The sequence below is a fragment of the Brevibacillus sp. FW301-21C12A genome, from assembly GCF_058788915.1.
The window spans coordinates 17,946-34,801 of record NZ_JBYTBG010000029.1; the positions used below are offsets into that span (position 1 = coordinate 17,946).

The following is a 16,856-nucleotide window of genomic DNA, read 5'->3' on the forward strand; positions in this document are numbered from 1 at the left end:
TCGAACAAATGTTTGTCTTCATCCTTCGACACATTATACCGATAATAAGTAGTAGTGTACAAGCACGTACGGTTAGACTCGCCACCTTCAGGGAGGATCGACATGTCAGATATCGGAACCACCGTTAAAAATAATCCTTATATTCAACCACATATGAGCTATCAAGGCAAAAAGGAGTTCACCACAGAGCTTGACAACAACGCCTTCATGAAGCTGCTGCTGGAACAGTTGAAGCATCAGGACCCGATGTCCCCGATGGACAACTCCCAGTTCATCCAGCAGACGAGCATGATGACCATGGTGGAAAAAATCACCAAAATGGCGACGCTGATGGAGCAATCGAACAACAGCATGCTGACACTGGAAAAGTACGAGTCGCTGATCGGCCGCACCGCCACCTACTCCCTCACGACCAAAGACGAGGTGACGGGTGAAACCTCGACGGAGACGAAGGAAGGCGTGCTCGACGCCGTTTACATGGACAGCGGCAAAATCTACTTCCGCATCGCCGGAGAGTCTACCCCGATTCCGCTCGCGGACATCAAAGGTCTGGAATCGCAGGGCATGACCGGAAATGCGCTGGATAGCAGCGTGAAGTTCATGAACATGATCGGCAAGGAAATCTCGTACAAGACGACCAAGGAAGTAGACAAAGACGGCAATCCGGCGACCACAGACGACATCACCAAAGTAGATGAAATCGCCAACGCGGTCGTCACAGGCTTCTCCATGAAAGACGGCGCCACACAGTTTACGCTCGATAACGGCATGACGGTCAAGCTCGATCAGGTCGTGGGCATGAGCGTCAGGCCGGACAGCAGCGTCATGAGCAATTCGCTGCAGTACGCCCAAATGATCGGCTTCAACATCACCTATACGGAAAAGCAAACCAATACAGACGGCTCGACCATAGACAACAGCCTGAACGGTGTCATTAAAGCCGTCAGCATGAAAAACGGCGTCGTGGAGTTCGTCTTGACTGATGACAAAAAAATTGCGCTGAATCAAATCACCGGGTTTGAAGCGAGCGCCTAGTCCTTTCTATGCGAAAAAGCCGCACTTGCTCTCTCTGGAGCGTGCGGCTTTTTCTTTTTACTTGTCCCTATTCTTTTACGACCGTCTGTCCCGTAAGCGCATCGACATACAACGTCGTATCTATCTTCACATCGCCCCCGCAAAAACAGTGCGAGCGGGTCTGGCGGAAGGACAGGTCATAGCCAAGCTTCCAGCTCATCGCGCCTGTTTGCCGATCCTTTTGGTGAATGTAGGTCAGCTCAAGCGGCATGGCTTGCAGCAATCGCTCCATCGCTCCCTGTTCATTGATCGCCTTGGCGCGAGCGGGGAAGACCATGTTGTCCGGGCGCTTCACGATAACTTCCTCGACCTTGCCCGTCCACGCATTTGCGGTAATCGTGTACATCCCTTCTTCTTTCATCTGCCCGATCCGGTAGACAGGAACGCCGCCGACAAGCGGGTCGGCCACCAGCGTCGTATATTTGTCGGTGCCGACATCGGCAAGCCTCAACTGGTTGCTTCCGGAAGGCACGAGTCTTCGCAACAACGCTTCCGCCCCTTTGCGATCCCGGCTCTTGTCTGTTTTGGCGGTGGACCACTGCTCATCTGCCTGCTTGTAGACAAAACGAATCAGCCGCCCTGTCTTGGCATCGGTTTCGAGCATAATATGGTGCTTTTGGGCCTGGCTGATCCCTACCGGAAAACTTCCGATGTGGTATTTCTTGTCCGCATCGGCGACACTCTCCGGGAAGTAACCCCAAATAAAGAAACGGCGCTCCTGGCCGTCATCGTACTTCTCGTCCAATACGGCAAGCGGCAAATTGGCTGATTCGAGTTTGAACAGGATGCGCAGCAAATTGCGGGCCTCGTTCTCGGTCTGCGCGCTCCACTTTTCCCCTGTCCCGGTCACGTTCAAAATTTGTGCCTGCTGGACTGGTGCTGCCAGCCTTTTTCCGCTGAACGCGTCCAAGGCACTGCCGGTATGCTCCTGCGAAATGACTCCATCCTTGACAATATAGGCGAGACGCGCTGCCGTCTGATTGTTTTGCTCCTGCTCCGGCAGCAAGTACACCAGCTCCAGCGGGCGTTGTCCCTTCCACTTGCCCACTGCTTGCGCTGCGGAAATGACGCGCTGCGGCGAAGGGAGTACCGCCAGATTCACGGTTTCATACAATCGCCCGTCAAACATCCGCAACCCGACAAGCCGCCCCGCGGCGTCGAAGCTGACAAAGCTGTCATACGCATCGTCGAACACCACATTGTTCACTTTGCGAACCATTCTGACCGTCAGCTTGCCTTCTTCCTTCTTCACTTCTCTCGCCTGATACGTATTTCCAGCAAGCAAGCCTGTCAGGAAAGTCTGCGCTCGCGTTTTCGCTTGCTGGTCAGTCGGAAATGCTGGCTTTGCCATTTTGGCGGGAACGAGGTCCAACTGGAGCAAATTCCCTGTGGCTCGGTCAAAAATCGCGCTGTCCTCCCCCTGAGCTGTTCCGGTGGCCGCCCGCACAAAAGACACTTTTACGCCGCTGACACCTGGTCCATCCACATCGCCACCGTAAACGACCTTGCGCGAAGACAGTTCCGGTAACAGCCGAACCAATTTTTGCACCCCTTTGGCAACAGGTGCAGGGACTGCGCTCTCGGCATTCGCTGCGAGTACAGAACTGGCCGATTTTTCTGCGCTTGCTCCGGCAAATGGCGCAACCATTATGCTTGTCGCCGTTAACGCCCCAGTCAGAACGCACAAGACCGTTTTTTTCAGATCGGACAAATGACTCACTCCCTTCATTTCCTCGTAAAGGTAGACGCGCCAGCCAGGCGTAAGTTTTACGAACAGACAGGCTTTTCAGAAAATTTTTATCGAACCTGTCCATCCAAAAAAAGAAGGCACGCAACCGTTGGCGCATACCTTCTCTCCTTCTCTCGTTCGATACATCAAGCTCCGACATTCAGTTTTTCCAGCTTCTGCTTGATAAGCTCGACGACGCTGGATCGTTTCAAATCGACAAATACGCGAGTCGTTGCGTCCGGCACCACGATGATTCCCAACTGATGGTGATTGCCCGCGTAGACAGCGCACTGCACAAACTTCATCTCGCCTTCGCGCGTGAGCACTTCCATTTTGCAAAAAGCCGGATTGGCCTGCAACGCCGGGTACAAGTCTTCCTTGTCCCGCACCGGAATGCCGTTGACCTTCACGATGATTTCTCCTGTCGCAATCCCGATCTCCTCTGCCCGCGTGCCCGGGATGACTCCCATGACCTTGATGCCGCGTGAAGACTGGATGTAGTAAGGAGAACGCTTCCTTTCTTTCCACTGGCTCCAGAAAAACAACGCTTCATGCCCGAACAACGCAAACAGGGCAGCGAGCAAAACGAGCGGGGCAAACAAGACGGACAGAGCGCAAAGCGCCAAAAGCCCGACTGCGTACCAGGTAAGGTTTTTGGAAATTTGCTTGACCTTTTCCAATGGTGTCATCGTCTGGGTCATATCCGAAAAACCCGTAACCGTCGGCAGCAGCATCAGTCCGAAGGAAGCAAGCTCGCCTGAAAAAAACGGCCAGCCCGGATAAAGCGCGCCACTGATCGTCCCCGGCTCCACCTGGACGAACAGGGCAAGCGGAGTCAGCCAAAAAGAATGCAACAAGTAAGCCCCGACGATTCGTCCGCGCTGTCCTTCGACAAACAGCGGAGAAGCGTCCCTGCCCCCGTTCCAGCGGACGAGCATCGCTTCGATCAAGTGCATGATGGCTACCAGAGCAAGGAGCGGAATCGGCTTCGCCTGCAGCAGCATTGTCCACACACTGCCCAGACCAGGAACGTCCTGCAAGCCCGGAAACAGTTGGGCAATTACATGGAAAACCGTCAGCAGACCCGCCGCATAAGCAAAGCAGAGAAAACGCAAGCGAACCAGCGCCAAAAGAAGGGCCAATGCCCATAAAATCCACAAATCCTGCGCCTGCACGACGACTCCCAGTCCTGCGGCGAGAAGAGAGATGCACAATCCCCCTGCCACGCCCATCCCTGCTGCGCGGATTGTCGAAAGGAGCGGAGACTGCATGCGTGCGGCAAAGAGCTGCCTTTCCAGCTTCATCTGTCTGCGATAGTGCAAGTAAATGAAGCCGAGAAAGAGGTAAAAAACGGGATTGAGAAAAAATGCGGCAAAGCCATATGCAATGGAAAGCATATCTGCCTGAATCGCCAATTGCCTCACCTCAAATGGAAAAAAAGAAAACCACGACATGTGATTTGCCGTGGTTATCATTTCTACGGAAAAGCGGAATTTCCCTGCTTCCCTGTTCTTGATTATTTTTCCTATTTGCCGGTAACGACATCCAGCGCCTTCTGCAATTGCAGATCGTTCTCCGGCTTGCGCATCGTTTCGCGCAAGCTTTCTTCGAGCTGACTGCGGGTCGCCGCGTCCACTTTTCCGGTTACAGGCAGCTTTTTCGCCGTCTGGAACTGCTTGATCGCCTGTTCGGTCTTTTCGTCAAAGTAGCCGTCATCGCGGCCTGGCGACAATTTCAGTCCGGTCAGGATCAGTTGCAGGTTCTTCACGTCAGCGCCTGCCATGTCGCGGACCAGCTCCTTGTCGGCTGGCAACTGCGTCGCATTGAAATAATCAGGCTGCGCGACCTTGAAGTCCGGCTCGATTCCTTTTTTGTGAATCCATTCGCCGCTTGGGGTGACCCATTTGGCGATGGTCAGCTTGAGCTGGCTCTTGTCCGTCATTTCCATCGTGCTTTGGACAGTGCCTTTTCCGAAGCTCTTTTCGCCGACCAGCTTGTAGTTGCCGCTGTCGCGCATCGCCCCGGCCAAAATTTCCGAGGCACTGGCACTTCCGCCGTTAATCAGGACCGCAATCGGATACGGTTTGGCAGCATCCGTTGTCGAGCGGTACTCTTCTTTTTGCTGCCCGCCAGCACCGTACTCAATGGCGACGATGACGCCTTTTTTCGGCACGAGCACTTCTCCGATTTCTTTGACAGCCAGCAAATAGCCGCCCGGATTGCCGCGCACGTCGATGACGAGGCCGCCGATTCCCGTTTTCTCCAGGGAAGCAAGCTGCTCCTTGAAGTGCTTGGCTGTTTCCGTCGAGAACTGGGTAATGCCGATCACGCCGACCTTTACGCCGTTTTTCTCGATAATTTGGCTATTCACCGTTTCGATTGGAATATCGTCACGAATGCACACGATGTTGAGCGGCTCTGCCACTCCTGCGCGCACGACCTTCAGAACGGCTTTCGTTCCTTTTGGCCCGCGAATTTTGGTCACGGCCTGATGCAGATCCAAGCCTTCCAGCGATTCTCCGTTGACGCTCAAAATCTGGTCGTTCGGTCTAAGACCCGCACGCTCGGCCGGAGAACCTTTGAACGGCGAGACGACGGTGACCCGTCCGTTTTGCATCGTGACCTCTGTACCGATTCCCTGGAAAGTCGAATGCAGCGTCGAGGTAAACTCTTCGGCTGATTTCGGGTCCATGTAATCGCTGTACGGATCTTCCAAAGCTCCGACCATCCCGCCGATTGCGCCTTCTACCAACTGTTCATTCGTAACCGTTTGAATGTAGTCTTTTTTAATCGCTGTAAACGCTTCATACAGCTTCTTGAACTCCTGGGGATATTCCGAGCCTCCCGAAAACACCGCGCCTGTGGACGCAGTCAGCGCCCCATTCTGAGTTGCGTTCGCGCTGGCTGATGTCTTCATCATCGCTATGGTCAAAAAGCTGCTGGCCACCATCGAGATGAGCACAAGCGCTAATACGGTACGTCCTTTCCATCTCACTACTCACGTCACCATCCTTTGTGCTACCGGCAAAAAGATATGCTGCTAGTGTATGCATTTGCCGTTAGCAATATTTGTCTGGCTGCCCGTTGCTTGACTATTTCAGGTACGGCATAGGGTTGACGGCAACGTCGTTTTTGTAGACGGTAAAATGAAGGTGATTTCCGGTAGAGCGGCCAGTAGAGCCTACTTCGGCGATTTTTTGGCCTCTCGATACGGATTGTCCCACAGAAACCTTGATGCCACCCTCGCGAATGTGTCCGTAGAGCGTGGTGATCTCCGCACTGTGTTTAATCATTACCGTATTCCCGAAGCCGTTGGAATACCCTGCGAAAATGACGACCCCGTCAGCCGCAGCCAAGATCGGCGTTCCTTTGTGTGCTGCCATGTCTACACCATTATGCCCAGCAGAACGGCCTGTAAACGGGTCTGACCGCATCCCGAAGCCTGAACTGAAGCGAAACTGTCCGTCCGCGATCGGCAAACCGAGCTTGCCGCCCTTGTACCCTGTGCTGGACGCGCTCATCGCGCGCACACGCTCCGCATATTTGGCGGCTTCCTGACGTGTGATTTCGATCAGTTGCTGTCCGTACTGCTCCAGGTCTTCTTCCAGTGCGGCCTCTTTTTTCTTCAGTTCGGCCTTGACCACGAGACTTTGCTTGTACTGCTTGTCCAGTTCAGCCTTGAGCGCTTCCGCCTCGTCGAGCATTCCCGCGTAAACGGTCAGTTGATGCTCGATTTCTTTCTTCTTCGTCTCGATCGTTTCTTTGTCGCGAATATTGTCTTCTAGGATACGCGTATCCTGCTCAAGGATCAACTGCAAACCCTCCATGCGGGTCAGAAAATCGCCAAAGTCGGACGATCCGAGCAGCACGTCCAGGTACGAGACATTTCCCCGTTCATACATGGATTTTACCCGGGTTTTCAGCAGCGTTTCCCGCTTCGCTACCCGATCCTTCGCCTCGTCCAGTTGATCTTGCGCCTCGGCAGCTTTTTCCTTTGTTTCATTCATTTGCTTTTCGAGCTTGTCCAGCTTGTTTTGCGCCTCGTTGCGGCGCAGGTCGATCGTCATCAGTTGCGTCTGCAAATCTTGCTGTTCCTTTTGCACGACACTGATCTGCTGCTCGGTTTGCTTCAATTGTTGCTGCTGTTGTTTCTTCTTTTGCTGTATTTCCTTCAACTCGCGATTGATCTTGTCCAAAGATGCTTTGCTGGCTGCCCAGCTCACGTTAGTCGGGATCGCAGAACCAGCCAAGAGGCCGGTGATTAAGAGTGTGTATAGGATCCTCTTTCTCATGATACTCCTCCCACGTTTTCCAATGTTAAACTCGCAAGAAGCGGCGCACAGACACCAAGCTTCCCCAGATTCCGATAAACGCGCCAATCGCCAGCAAAGCGAGGGCTACCTGATATACCAATGGGTACAATGGCAACAGTTTGAACAGTTGGGAAGCTTCGAAGCTGGTATTGATAGCATCCAGCAGGTAGTAGTAGCCAACTGTCAGCATGATGATCGGGATCAGCGCCCCGGACACTCCCATCAGCAGTCCTTCTACAAAAAACGGCCAGCGGATAAACCAGTTTGTCGCGCCAACCAGCTTCATGATCTCGATCTCTCGGCGTCTCGCGACAATCGTCAGCTTGATCGTGTTGGCAATCAAAAACATGGCGGTAAAGCCCAGGCCGACGATGAAGCCGATCCCGACGTTTCGCACAGTGTCAGTGGCAGCGAACAGCTTTTCAACCGTCCCCTCCCCGTAGTTCAAGCTTCTGACCGATTTCATTTGCTTGATTTGATTGGCGACTGCCGGCGTATCTTGCGGCAGCTTCGTCTTGACCACAAAAGAATCGGGAAGCGGATTTCCCTTTTCCAAGCCGTCAAAAAGGTACGCCTTGTCGCCCATGCTTTCCTTGAACTGCTTCAAGCCTTCGTCCTTGGAAATGAACTCGACGGACTCCACCGTCGGCATGTTGCGCACGCTCTGTTCGAATTTTTGCAAGTCTTCCTTGGGGGTAAGGTCCGCCATGAAGACTCTGATTTCCACTTGTTTTTCGACTGATTTGGCAAAGTAGTTGACGTTCATTGCCAAGATGAGGAACACGCCCAAAATGAAAAGGGTGATCGTAACGGCACTGACCGACGCGAACGACATCCAGCCGTTCCGGCCGAGGTTTTTGACCCCTTCACGGACATGGCGTCCCAGCGTTCTAATCTTCATAACCGTAATCCCCTCTCTGCTCATCACGGGCGATCTGTCCTGCCTCGATGGCAATGACCCGCTTTCTCATCGTGTTGACAATCTCCCGGTTGTGCGTCGCCATGACGACCGTCGTGCCGCGCTGGTTGATTTCCTCAAACAGCTTCATGATCTCCCAGGACGTCTCCGGGTCGAGGTTACCCGTCGGCTCGTCCGCGATAATAATGCCCGGGTTGTTCACCAGCGCCCGCGCGAGTGCCACCCGTTGCTGCTCGCCACCAGACAGCTCGCTTGGCAGCATTTTCGCCTTGTGCTTCAATTTGACCAATCCCAGCACGTCCATGACGCGCGGCTTGATCTGCTTCGGGTTGCTCTCGATTACCTCCATCGCAAATGCGACATTTTCGAATACAGTGAGTGTCGGCAACAGTTTGAAATCCTGGAAGACAACCCCGATGCTGCGGCGAACGAGCGGAATTTGCCGTTCCTTGATCCGGCTGACATTGAATCCGCCGAGAAAAATTTGGCCCTTGGTCGGCTTCTCTTCGCGGTACATGAGCTTGATGAACGTGGATTTTCCCGCTCCGCTCGGCCCAACCACATACACAAATTCGCCTTTTTCAATCCGAATGTTGATACCCTTCAAAGCATTCGTGCCATTCGGGTACGTTTTCCAAACATCAAACATCTCGATCAAGCAAATCACATCCTACATTGTCAGATCCTTCTATATTCTCTTGATCCTGATTTTTTGTTTTTCCGCCGAAATGCTGCTTTTTCAGGCAAAATCGACAAAACCCCTCTTCCCTCGGGCAACCGTTGCCATACCTTGTTGAAAAACAGCGAGGTTACCCATCTTATTTATTATACCACCCTGTTTCGCGGATGGTATCCACTAAATCTCTCATTTCTTGTCGAAACCGCCTCGTTTCTCTTCCATCCGACATGAAATGTCCAAAAAATTACAGCAGCACATCGCTCGCTGGCACGGGTCAGGGCAGTCCGCTACAATGAATGTATGCATGAGTATGAGAGGAGCTGGCAAGATGGAAAACTTCGTGTACTACAACCCGACACAACTTATTTTCGGCCGGGGACAGTTGGCCCAACTGGAGGAAAAAGCCAAGCAGCTCGGCAACACGGTATTGCTTGTGTACGGCGGCGGCAGCATCAAGCGCTCCGGTCTTTACGACAAGGTCACAGCGCTTCTGCAAGCTGCGGGCTGCCGCGTATTGGAGTTGCCTGGCGTCGAGCCGAACCCTCGTCTTAGCACGGTGAAAAAAGGGATTGATCTGTGCCGGACAGAAGGGGTCGACTGGATTCTCGCCGTTGGCGGCGGAAGCGTGATTGACGCGGCCAAGGCAGTAGCTGTCGGCGTCCCCTACGAAGGGGATGTGTGGGATTTTTACTCGCGCAAAGCAGTGGCCGAAAAAGCCTTGCCGCTCGGCACCGTTCTGACGCTGGCCGCAACAGGCTCGGAAATGAACAGAGGCAGCGTCGTTACGAACTGGGAAACAAAAGAAAAGCACGGGGCTGGCACCACCTTCCCGACCTTCTCCATCCTCGATCCGGAAAATACGTTCAGCGTCCCGCGCGATCAGACGATCTACGGAATCAGCGATATTTTGTCGCACGTTTTCGAACAGTATTTCACGCATACAACCGAGATTCCGCTCCAGACGCGCTTCGCCGAGTCGATCATGAAAACCGTCATTGAAAACGCCGAGCGCGTCCTGGAAAACCCGCACGACTACGATGCCCGCGCCAACATCCTGTACTGCGGAACGATGGCGCTCAACGGCACGCTGCCTGTCGGCGTGACAACTGACTGGGCTACCCACTCCATCGAGCACGCCGTCAGCGCCGTGTACGACATTCCGCACGGCGGCGGCCTGGCGATCATCTTCCCGAAATGGATGCGCTACGTCTATCGCGAAAACGTCGCCCGCTTCGTCCGCTTCGCCGTGGAGGTGTGGAATGTCGATCCCGCCGGCAAAACAGACGAGGAAGTGGCGTTAGAAGGAATTGCGGCAACAGAAGCGTTCTTTGCCCGCATCGGAGCGCCGACCCGTTTGGCGGACTACGAAATTACAGACGAGCATTTGGAGCTGATGGCGGAAAAAGCGACGCCGTTTGGCCCGATTGGTCAGTTCAAAACATTGACCAAAGAAGACGTCCTCGAAATTTTGCGCATGGCTTTGTAAAAGTTGTAAAAGCAAAAACGCCGCACTCTTCCCATGAGAGTCGCGGCGTTTTTTAGGATGGGCTTCTTTTCCGATCACCATACTTGCTTCTCAACTTGTGAACGATCAGGAGCAAAAGCAACAGGGCAATCGAGTAGGTAAAATCGTAAAACGGCCAGTACTGCGAGATGATGTGCACGTACACGACCATGTTCGGCGTGAAAATGTTCGCCATCACCAGCAGCATCACCATGTACGGCAAGGTCAGTACAGACATTTCCCGAATCCGAAACACATGCCGCAGCCCCAGTTGAAAAAACACGCTGTAAATCATGATCTTGACGTTGACAGCGATGAACCAGACTACGGCCAAAATCGCTTCCAGCCGTTGGATGAACAGCCCGATCTTCATTTGCTTGGCGAGCACATACGAAGGGTACCCGTGTCTTGCTGTCATGTCTGCCCCCAGGACGAGAATGCACATTAAAATGACGAGTACGAGCACAAGCCCGCCTAAAAATGCGCCTTTCAAAAAATACCGCATTCGCCTCTGAATCGGGGATACGTACGGCAAGATCGCCAAAAAAATAACCAGCTCCGAAAACGGAAAAGCAATGGAAGGAATCGCGCCTGCCAAAACAGGCTTCCAGCCATTTTCCAGCACCGGCTGCAGTCTGGCTACGTCTGCCTGGGGAATCAGACAAAGCATCAGCAACACGAAAAAGCAAAAGAACCCGTAAAAGTAAATTTGCGCGGAATCAGCGACAGTTTGCAGCCCCAGGCGCACTCCGAACATGATGAGACTGACGAGCAGCAGTTGAATGGCTATGCTCGGCGTGTCATTCAACAAATACGTCCCGACAAAATCGCCCGTCTCCAGGACGTGTGCCGCAGCCGAAAAAAATGTGTACCAAACAAAGGAAAGTGTAATCACCGTGCCCAACACTCGCCCAAACATGTTATCTATAAAAGAAAAGAAGCTTTCATTCGGATAGCACTTGCCTACTGCGATCATCAAAAGAACATTGCCCAGTCCGATCAGCAGCCCGACCGTCACCGAAATCCAGGCGTCCTGTTTGGCGAGCTCCGCCGCAATGGCGGGCAGGACGAGCACGGAATCGCCAATCGTGACAAGGGTAACCAGCATCATAAATTGTCGGGGACTGATTTTGTAATTCTCTAGCATGGTGTTTTTTGCCCGCTTTCGACCCTATGACCTTTTCACAATTATTGCCCCAGACCAACCGAGCTAAACGCCAAGAAAGCCTCTCGTGCCACGCCAAAAAATTTTTGCACAAAAAAAACGGACAGGCTGGTATGCCTATCCGTACTCATTTTCTGCCGTCTAATCGGTTACGCTGGCGATCCTACATCAATCAGCGACTCGATCATCACTTTCTGGCTGTTTTTATCGACCCAGACTTGTGTCTCTTTCCATTTTTCCTGATACCAGGCAATTTGGGCTTCGACCTGATTGCGCGCGGTTCCGCCCAGCACGTTGCGGGCGTTCACGACGGTTTCCACTGCCAGCGCGTCGTACACATCTGCCCCGATGACTCCCGAGAAGCTTTGGAACTCCTCCAGCGTCAAATCCAGCAAATATTTTTGCTGCTCAATGCAGTACAGAACAGTTCTGCCGACGACCTCGTGAGCCTGGCGGAACGGCATGTTTTTGCGCACCAGGTAGTCCGCCAAATCGGTCGCATTGGAAAAATCGTTGGTGACAGCCTGGCGCATGCGCTCCGTCCGCACCTGCATCGTCTTAATCATCGGCGTCAGCAAAGCGAGAGCGCCGTGGATCGTCGCCACCGTATCGAACATGCCTTCCTTGTCTTCCTGCATGTCCTTGTTGTACGCGAGCGGCAAGCCTTTGAGCACTGTCAAAAGACCGAACAGGTTGCCGTAGACACGGCCCGTTTTTCCGCGCACCAGCTCGGCGACGTCCGGATTTTTCTTTTGCGGCATGATGCTGGAGCCTGTGCAGAACGCATCGTCCAGTTCTACAAAAGAAAACTCCTGGCTGCTCCAGATGACCAGTTCCTCACACAGACGGGACAAATGCGTCATCAGCAAGGAAGCGTCCGCCAAAAACTCCACGATGAAATCGCGATCGCTCACCGCGTCCATGCTGTTTTGATAAATGCCGTCGAATTGCAGCATCTCCGCGACAAACGTCCGGTCGATCGGGAAGGTCGTGCCCGCCAGCGCACCAGCGCCAAGCGGCAGCACATTCACCCGTTTCCACGTTTCTGTCATCCGCTCGATATCGCGCTGAAGCATGGAGACATACGCCATCAGGTGGTAGCCGAACAAAACCGGCTGCGCACGCTGCAGATGCGTATAGCCAGGCATAACCGTATCGAGATGCTGACTGGCCTGCTCAAGCAGCGCTTCCTGCAAATACATGGCCAACTGGATGATCTCCATCAGCTTTTCTCTCAAGTACAGGTGCATATCGAGTGCGACCTGGTCGTTGCGGCTCCGTCCGGTGTGAAGCTTGCCCCCCACCGGACCGATCTCTTCAATCAGCATTTTTTCGATATTCATATGAACATCTTCGTGAGCAACCAAAAACTCCGCTTGCCCGCGCTCGATTTTGTCTTTGACTTTTTTCAAGCCCGCGATGATTTGACGTACTTCCTCCATCGGCAGGATGCCGCACTTGCCCAGCATGGCAACATGAGCCAGGCTGCCGACGATGTCCTGCCGCCACATCTTCTGGTCAAAAGAGATAGAAGCTGTATATTCTTCTACGAGCTGATTCGTCGGCTTCGTGAAGCGTCCTCCCCACAGTTTCATTGCGTGATCGCATCCTTTTCATCCAAAATCTTGATCGCGGTGTTTTTGTTCTCATGCAGTACGCCTTCGTTCACTTCTGCGTACACTTTTGTTGGCAAGCCCCACAGCTTGATGAAGCCGAGCGCTGCTTTATGGTCGAACTGGTCGCCAGCGTTGTAAGTCGCCAGCTCATGGCTGTAGAGCGAAGAGGCAGACTTGCGGCCCACTACAATTGCATGGCCTTTGTGCAGCTTCACGCGTACAACGCCAGTCACGTGTTTTTGCGTTTCTTCGATGAACGCCTGAATCGCGTTGCGAATTGGCGAGTACCACAGGCCTTCGTAGATCACCTGGGACATTTTTTGCTCGATGATCGGCTTGAACTGAGCTACCTCACGAGGCTGTGTCAAAAATTCCAGCTCGCGGTGCGCCAGAATCAGGGTTGTGGCAGCGGGCGTCTCGTACACTTCACGGGATTTGATCCCCACCAGGCGGTTTTCCACGTGGTCGATGCGGCCTACGCCGTGGTTTCCAGCGATTTTGTTCAGCTTCAAAATCAGCTCGGACAAAGGCAGCTCTTCGCCGTTCAGGGCAGTCGGCTTGCCTTGGACAAACGTGATTTCGATTTCTTCTGCTTCGTCCGGCGCATCTGCAATCGACTTCGTCAGATCGTACGCGCCTTCTGGCGGCGCTGCCCACGGATCTTCCAGAACGCCGCACTCGCAGCTTCTGCCCCACAGGTTTTGGTCAATGCTGTATGGGTTGTCCAGATCAATCGGGATCGGGATATTGTTCTTTTTCGCATACTCGATCTCTTCGTCGCGAGTCCAGCCCCATTCGCGAACAGGCGCCACGATTTTCAGGTTCGGATTGAGCGCTGTGAAGGATACGTCGAAGCGCACCTGGTCGTTTCCTTTTCCTGTGCAACCGTGCGCTACCGCTACCGCGCCTTCTTTTTCCGCGATCTCAACCAGCACGCGGGAAATCAGGTAACGCGACAAAGCCGATACGAGCGGGTATTTGCCTTCGTACATCGCGTTTGCTTTCAGGGCTGGCAGAACGAATTCTTCTGCAAAAGCTTCCTTGGCATCGACGACGATCGATTTGAGCGCGCCTACTTGCAACGCTTTTTTCTGGACGAAATCCAGGTCTTTCCCTTCGCCTACATCGAGCGCAACTGCGATTACGTCGAAATTGTAGGTGTCTTGCAACCATTTAATTGCTACCGATGTATCTAAACCGCCAGAATAGGCCAACACAATTTTATCTTTTGCCATCATTCTCTCTCCCCGTTTCGAAGTATCTCTCATGTGAGTAATTATACAAACGAGTTAATAAAAATACAACCACTTTTCTTGTTTATTCGCGATATTTTCACAGACAAAATCAGGAAGCGCTTTCCTGAGGAAAGGACGGTATCCCTTCTGGCGCTTTTGCTTTTCCGAGTTGTCGTGTTGATTGCAAGGGGGCTGGTTTTGGCGTGTAGCAAGGCTTAGCTGATCTTGCAATACCGCTTCCGCGTCGTTGTTTGCCAGCCAAAATTCTGTTGATTCTCCGTCTGTATTGTCCTTTATGCAAGCCTTTTTCCCGGAAGGATCATAGTGGGTTTTCATTGATTGAACGCGCAATCCAGTACCTCGTCCCATGCATAGAAACGTTTTTATGCAAAAATTGAATGGCCGCTATCCAAATCTGGCCGTTGCTTTGCAAGCGTCCAAACAAAAAACAGTTACAAGAGGCAGCTAGCTGTTTGCCTCCTGTAACTGTTTTTTTGGATTTAATTCTTGTCCAATAATGCACTGCAGTTCCTCTCGCGGCAGTCTTTCCACTATCGCAACGAAATGGCTGGCCAGCTCCGGATCGAACTGCGTTCCTGCTCCTCTGCGTATTTCCTGAAGGGCTTCCTCGACCGGCAACCCTTTTCGATAAGGCCGATCTGCCACCATCGCATCGAACGAATCGGATATGGCCAAAATTCTCGCAATGAGCGGGATCTCATCCCCCATCAAACCATCAGGGTATCCTCTGCCGTCCATTCGTTCATGGTGTGATCGTATCGCAGGCAGAAGCTCATGAAACATACCTGCCTGCAAAATAATTTCGTATCCTATCACCGTATGCTGTTTAATCGTATCGTATTCCTCAGGTGTTAATTTTCCTTTTTTATTGAGAATCTCATCTGCGATGCCAATCTTGCCGATATCGTGCAGGATGCCTCCAACATACACTTCCTCCACTTTATCCGCAGGCAATCCGATTTCTTTGGCAATTTCTTTTCCCCAGTGAGCAACCCGTTGAGAATGTCCGCTGGTATAGTGATCGCGGGCGTCGATGGAGGCTGCCATGGCTGTAAGAAAATTGTGGTTAAAAGATTTGACCTCTTCAACCTTTTGTTGAAGCCTTTGAAGATTCTCGTAGTAATGATGAAAGACATGGCTAATTGTATAAAATGCAATCATCATCGGAATCAATGTCAGTGGTCCGTAAGTCTCTACCAGCCTGGCACCTACGCCTGCTAAAATCATAAGCAATAAATAAGTAGAGGTGAACCCCTTGGCCATCGCCTTGACTGTTTGGATCCAACTGTTTTGATAGAAGTAAGATATCCCTAATCCACATAACATAAGGTTTACAAACCAGTAAACTACTGCCAAAAATATATCCGATATGATGGGAGAGATTGTACCGAAACTGTTAATCCACTCATTCAAAGTAGCTACTACCCAAATCGTCATTAGTAGCTGCCCAATGTTAAAAGCTGCTTTTAAAGGATGAATCCTTCCCAGAAAAGCAATGATAATCGATTCAATTAACGCAGTCCATACCCCTACCCAAACACCGTATAACAAGATCCCCGAAAAAATGACAGCATTATTTACTGTCAAAATAGTGTTGGAAATTCGCACAGGCGAAAAACAGGAAAAGATAGTGAGGAGAGTATAGGTAAACAATACTCCCCAATGTTCTCTGGGCTCCCATTCCGATATTGAGCTGTAAAAAATACAGATTGCAGCTATAACAAAGCCAAACTGCACTACAATGCCCTTTATCAGATTAGAGAGATTAATTTTTTGTCGCATATCTTTTACCTTCATGAAGCTGTAATAGCGAGATAGGTTTATTCATCAAACGCTGAACTAGCAAAAAGGCTCCTAACATAATAAAGATATCCCCAATACTGATTACCCTTGGAATAATCAAGGGCATGTAAATTACGTCGGTTAAAAATGGCAAATTCGAACTTTCCGTCAATACACTGTGCTTAAAATTCGTTCCGTTGATAACAGGCTCTAAATCATATGGTAACTTTTTTGCTTGCTCCAAATCTATAGGCATTTTTCCATTGTTTGTCCAAATAGCAATAGCATTTAGAAACCATCCGATCAAAAATATGCGCATGTCTTCGAACTCTCTGTTACATATCAGGAACGCTAATATAAATACATACGCGATCGAAATGAAAATGCCTCCCACTGTAGGAAAAAATGCAGCGCAAACTTGGAGAACAATCGTAATGACGAGCAAAACAACTTTCTTAAACTTGGGAAATTCCTTTATTCTCCCCCCTCGTATTAAAGCAACAATAAAAGATAAACAAATTACATCCAAAAGCATGCCGCTTGCCTCCAAAGATTTAAGAAAAAACACCACTCAAGCAAGCGGTGTTTCCTCGAAAAATTTATTATCCGACATGGAAGTTTGCAGAAGTAGCAGCAACAATCGCTACCACCATCAAGATCGCTGCGAACCATTTTTTCATCTCGATTTCCCCTCCTTACGCGCATAGTGGAGAAAGCTGGCTTCGCTACTGGTTTTCAATCAGAGGCCAAGCGACCAGGTACAGCCTCTGCACCGTCTTTCCTTTCGCACTGGTTGCGAGAAGGGCGGATTCGCTACTG

Annotated in this window: 15 protein-coding genes; 3 read left to right on the plus strand and 12 right to left on the minus strand. The window is 51.6% G+C overall.

Annotation, left to right across the window (positions count from 1 at the left end):
* Positions 1–102: 102 nt before the first annotated feature.
* Positions 103–1,035, plus strand: coding sequence for a flagellar hook assembly protein FlgD (locus AC3WQH_RS17200; RefSeq protein ID WP_025844311.1), 933 nt, complete (start codon positions 103–105; stop codon positions 1,033–1,035).
* A gap of 67 nt (positions 1,036–1,102) precedes the next feature.
* Here AC3WQH_RS17200 and AC3WQH_RS17205 read toward each other — a convergent pair whose 3' ends face one another.
* The 6 genes from AC3WQH_RS17205 to ftsE form a co-directional block, all read right to left on the minus strand.
* A complete protein-coding gene (locus AC3WQH_RS17205; RefSeq protein ID WP_492332174.1) occupies positions 1,103–2,803 on the minus strand; it encodes a hypothetical protein in 1,701 nt (566 codons plus the stop codon).
* Between the two features lie 146 nt (positions 2,804–2,949).
* Positions 2,950–4,218: a PDZ domain-containing protein gene (locus tag AC3WQH_RS17210; protein WP_197187466.1), complete on the minus strand. Its 1,269-nt coding sequence runs from the start codon at positions 4,216–4,218 to the stop codon at positions 2,950–2,952.
* A 110-nt stretch (positions 4,219–4,328) separates the two neighbouring features.
* Positions 4,329–5,798 carry a S41 family peptidase gene (locus AC3WQH_RS17215; protein ID WP_310670358.1) on the minus strand — a complete coding sequence of 490 codons (1,470 nt, stop codon included), beginning with the start codon at positions 5,796–5,798 and terminating at the stop codon, positions 4,329–4,331.
* A gap of 97 nt (positions 5,799–5,895) precedes the next feature.
* A complete protein-coding gene (locus AC3WQH_RS17220; RefSeq protein WP_025844305.1) occupies positions 5,896–7,095 on the minus strand; it encodes a murein hydrolase activator EnvC family protein in 1,200 nt (399 codons plus the stop codon).
* A 25-nt stretch (positions 7,096–7,120) separates the two neighbouring features.
* On the minus strand, positions 7,121–8,017 hold the full coding sequence (ftsX, locus tag AC3WQH_RS17225) for a permease-like cell division protein FtsX (RefSeq protein WP_025844303.1): 897 nt from the start codon (positions 8,015–8,017) through the stop codon (positions 7,121–7,123).
* Complete coding sequence (gene ftsE, locus AC3WQH_RS17230) at positions 8,007–8,693, minus strand: cell division ATP-binding protein FtsE (protein ID WP_122952588.1); 687 nt, start codon at positions 8,691–8,693, stop codon at positions 8,007–8,009. Before ftsE ends, ftsX begins: the two co-directional genes overlap by 11 nt.
* A 349-nt stretch (positions 8,694–9,042) precedes the next feature.
* Here ftsE and AC3WQH_RS17235 point away from each other — a divergent pair, with 349 nt between their 5' ends.
* Positions 9,043–10,200: an iron-containing alcohol dehydrogenase gene (locus tag AC3WQH_RS17235; RefSeq protein WP_025844301.1), complete on the plus strand. Its 1,158-nt coding sequence runs from the start codon at positions 9,043–9,045 to the stop codon at positions 10,198–10,200.
* Between the two features lie 52 nt (positions 10,201–10,252).
* Here AC3WQH_RS17235 and AC3WQH_RS17240 read toward each other — a convergent pair whose 3' ends face one another.
* The 6 genes from AC3WQH_RS17240 to AC3WQH_RS17265 form a co-directional block, all read right to left on the minus strand.
* Positions 10,253–11,365, minus strand: a complete 1,113-nt coding sequence (locus AC3WQH_RS17240; RefSeq protein ID WP_005829885.1) for a GerAB/ArcD/ProY family transporter — start codon at positions 11,363–11,365, stop codon at positions 10,253–10,255.
* 167 nt (positions 11,366–11,532) lie between these two features.
* Positions 11,533–12,978 (minus strand): argininosuccinate lyase, encoded by a 1,446-nt coding sequence (argH, locus tag AC3WQH_RS17245; RefSeq protein WP_005829884.1) that lies wholly within the window; start codon positions 12,976–12,978, stop codon positions 11,533–11,535.
* Positions 12,975–14,234, minus strand: coding sequence for an argininosuccinate synthase (locus tag AC3WQH_RS17250; RefSeq protein ID WP_005829883.1), 1,260 nt, complete (start codon positions 14,232–14,234; stop codon positions 12,975–12,977). Before AC3WQH_RS17250 ends, argH begins: the two co-directional genes overlap by 4 nt.
* Before the next feature lie 54 nt (positions 14,235–14,288).
* A complete protein-coding gene (locus AC3WQH_RS17255) occupies positions 14,289–14,585 on the minus strand; it encodes a hypothetical protein (protein WP_141333637.1) in 297 nt (98 codons plus the stop codon).
* A 114-nt stretch (positions 14,586–14,699) separates the two neighbouring features.
* Entirely contained in the window at positions 14,700–16,037 is a 1,338-nt protein-coding gene (locus AC3WQH_RS17260; RefSeq protein WP_007777973.1) for an HD-GYP domain-containing protein, read from the minus strand.
* Positions 16,021–16,572: a DUF5317 domain-containing protein gene (locus AC3WQH_RS17265; protein ID WP_122906193.1), complete on the minus strand. Its 552-nt coding sequence runs from the start codon at positions 16,570–16,572 to the stop codon at positions 16,021–16,023. Before AC3WQH_RS17265 ends, AC3WQH_RS17260 begins: the two co-directional genes overlap by 17 nt.
* Between AC3WQH_RS17265 and AC3WQH_RS17270 the strand changes: the two genes are divergently transcribed.
* The gene (locus AC3WQH_RS17270; protein WP_327991080.1) at positions 16,472–16,744 is read left to right on the plus strand and encodes a hypothetical protein; all 273 of its coding nucleotides are present in this window, start codon (positions 16,472–16,474) and stop codon (positions 16,742–16,744) included. The genes AC3WQH_RS17265 and AC3WQH_RS17270 overlap by 101 nt on opposite strands.
* Positions 16,745–16,856 lie beyond the last annotated feature (112 nt).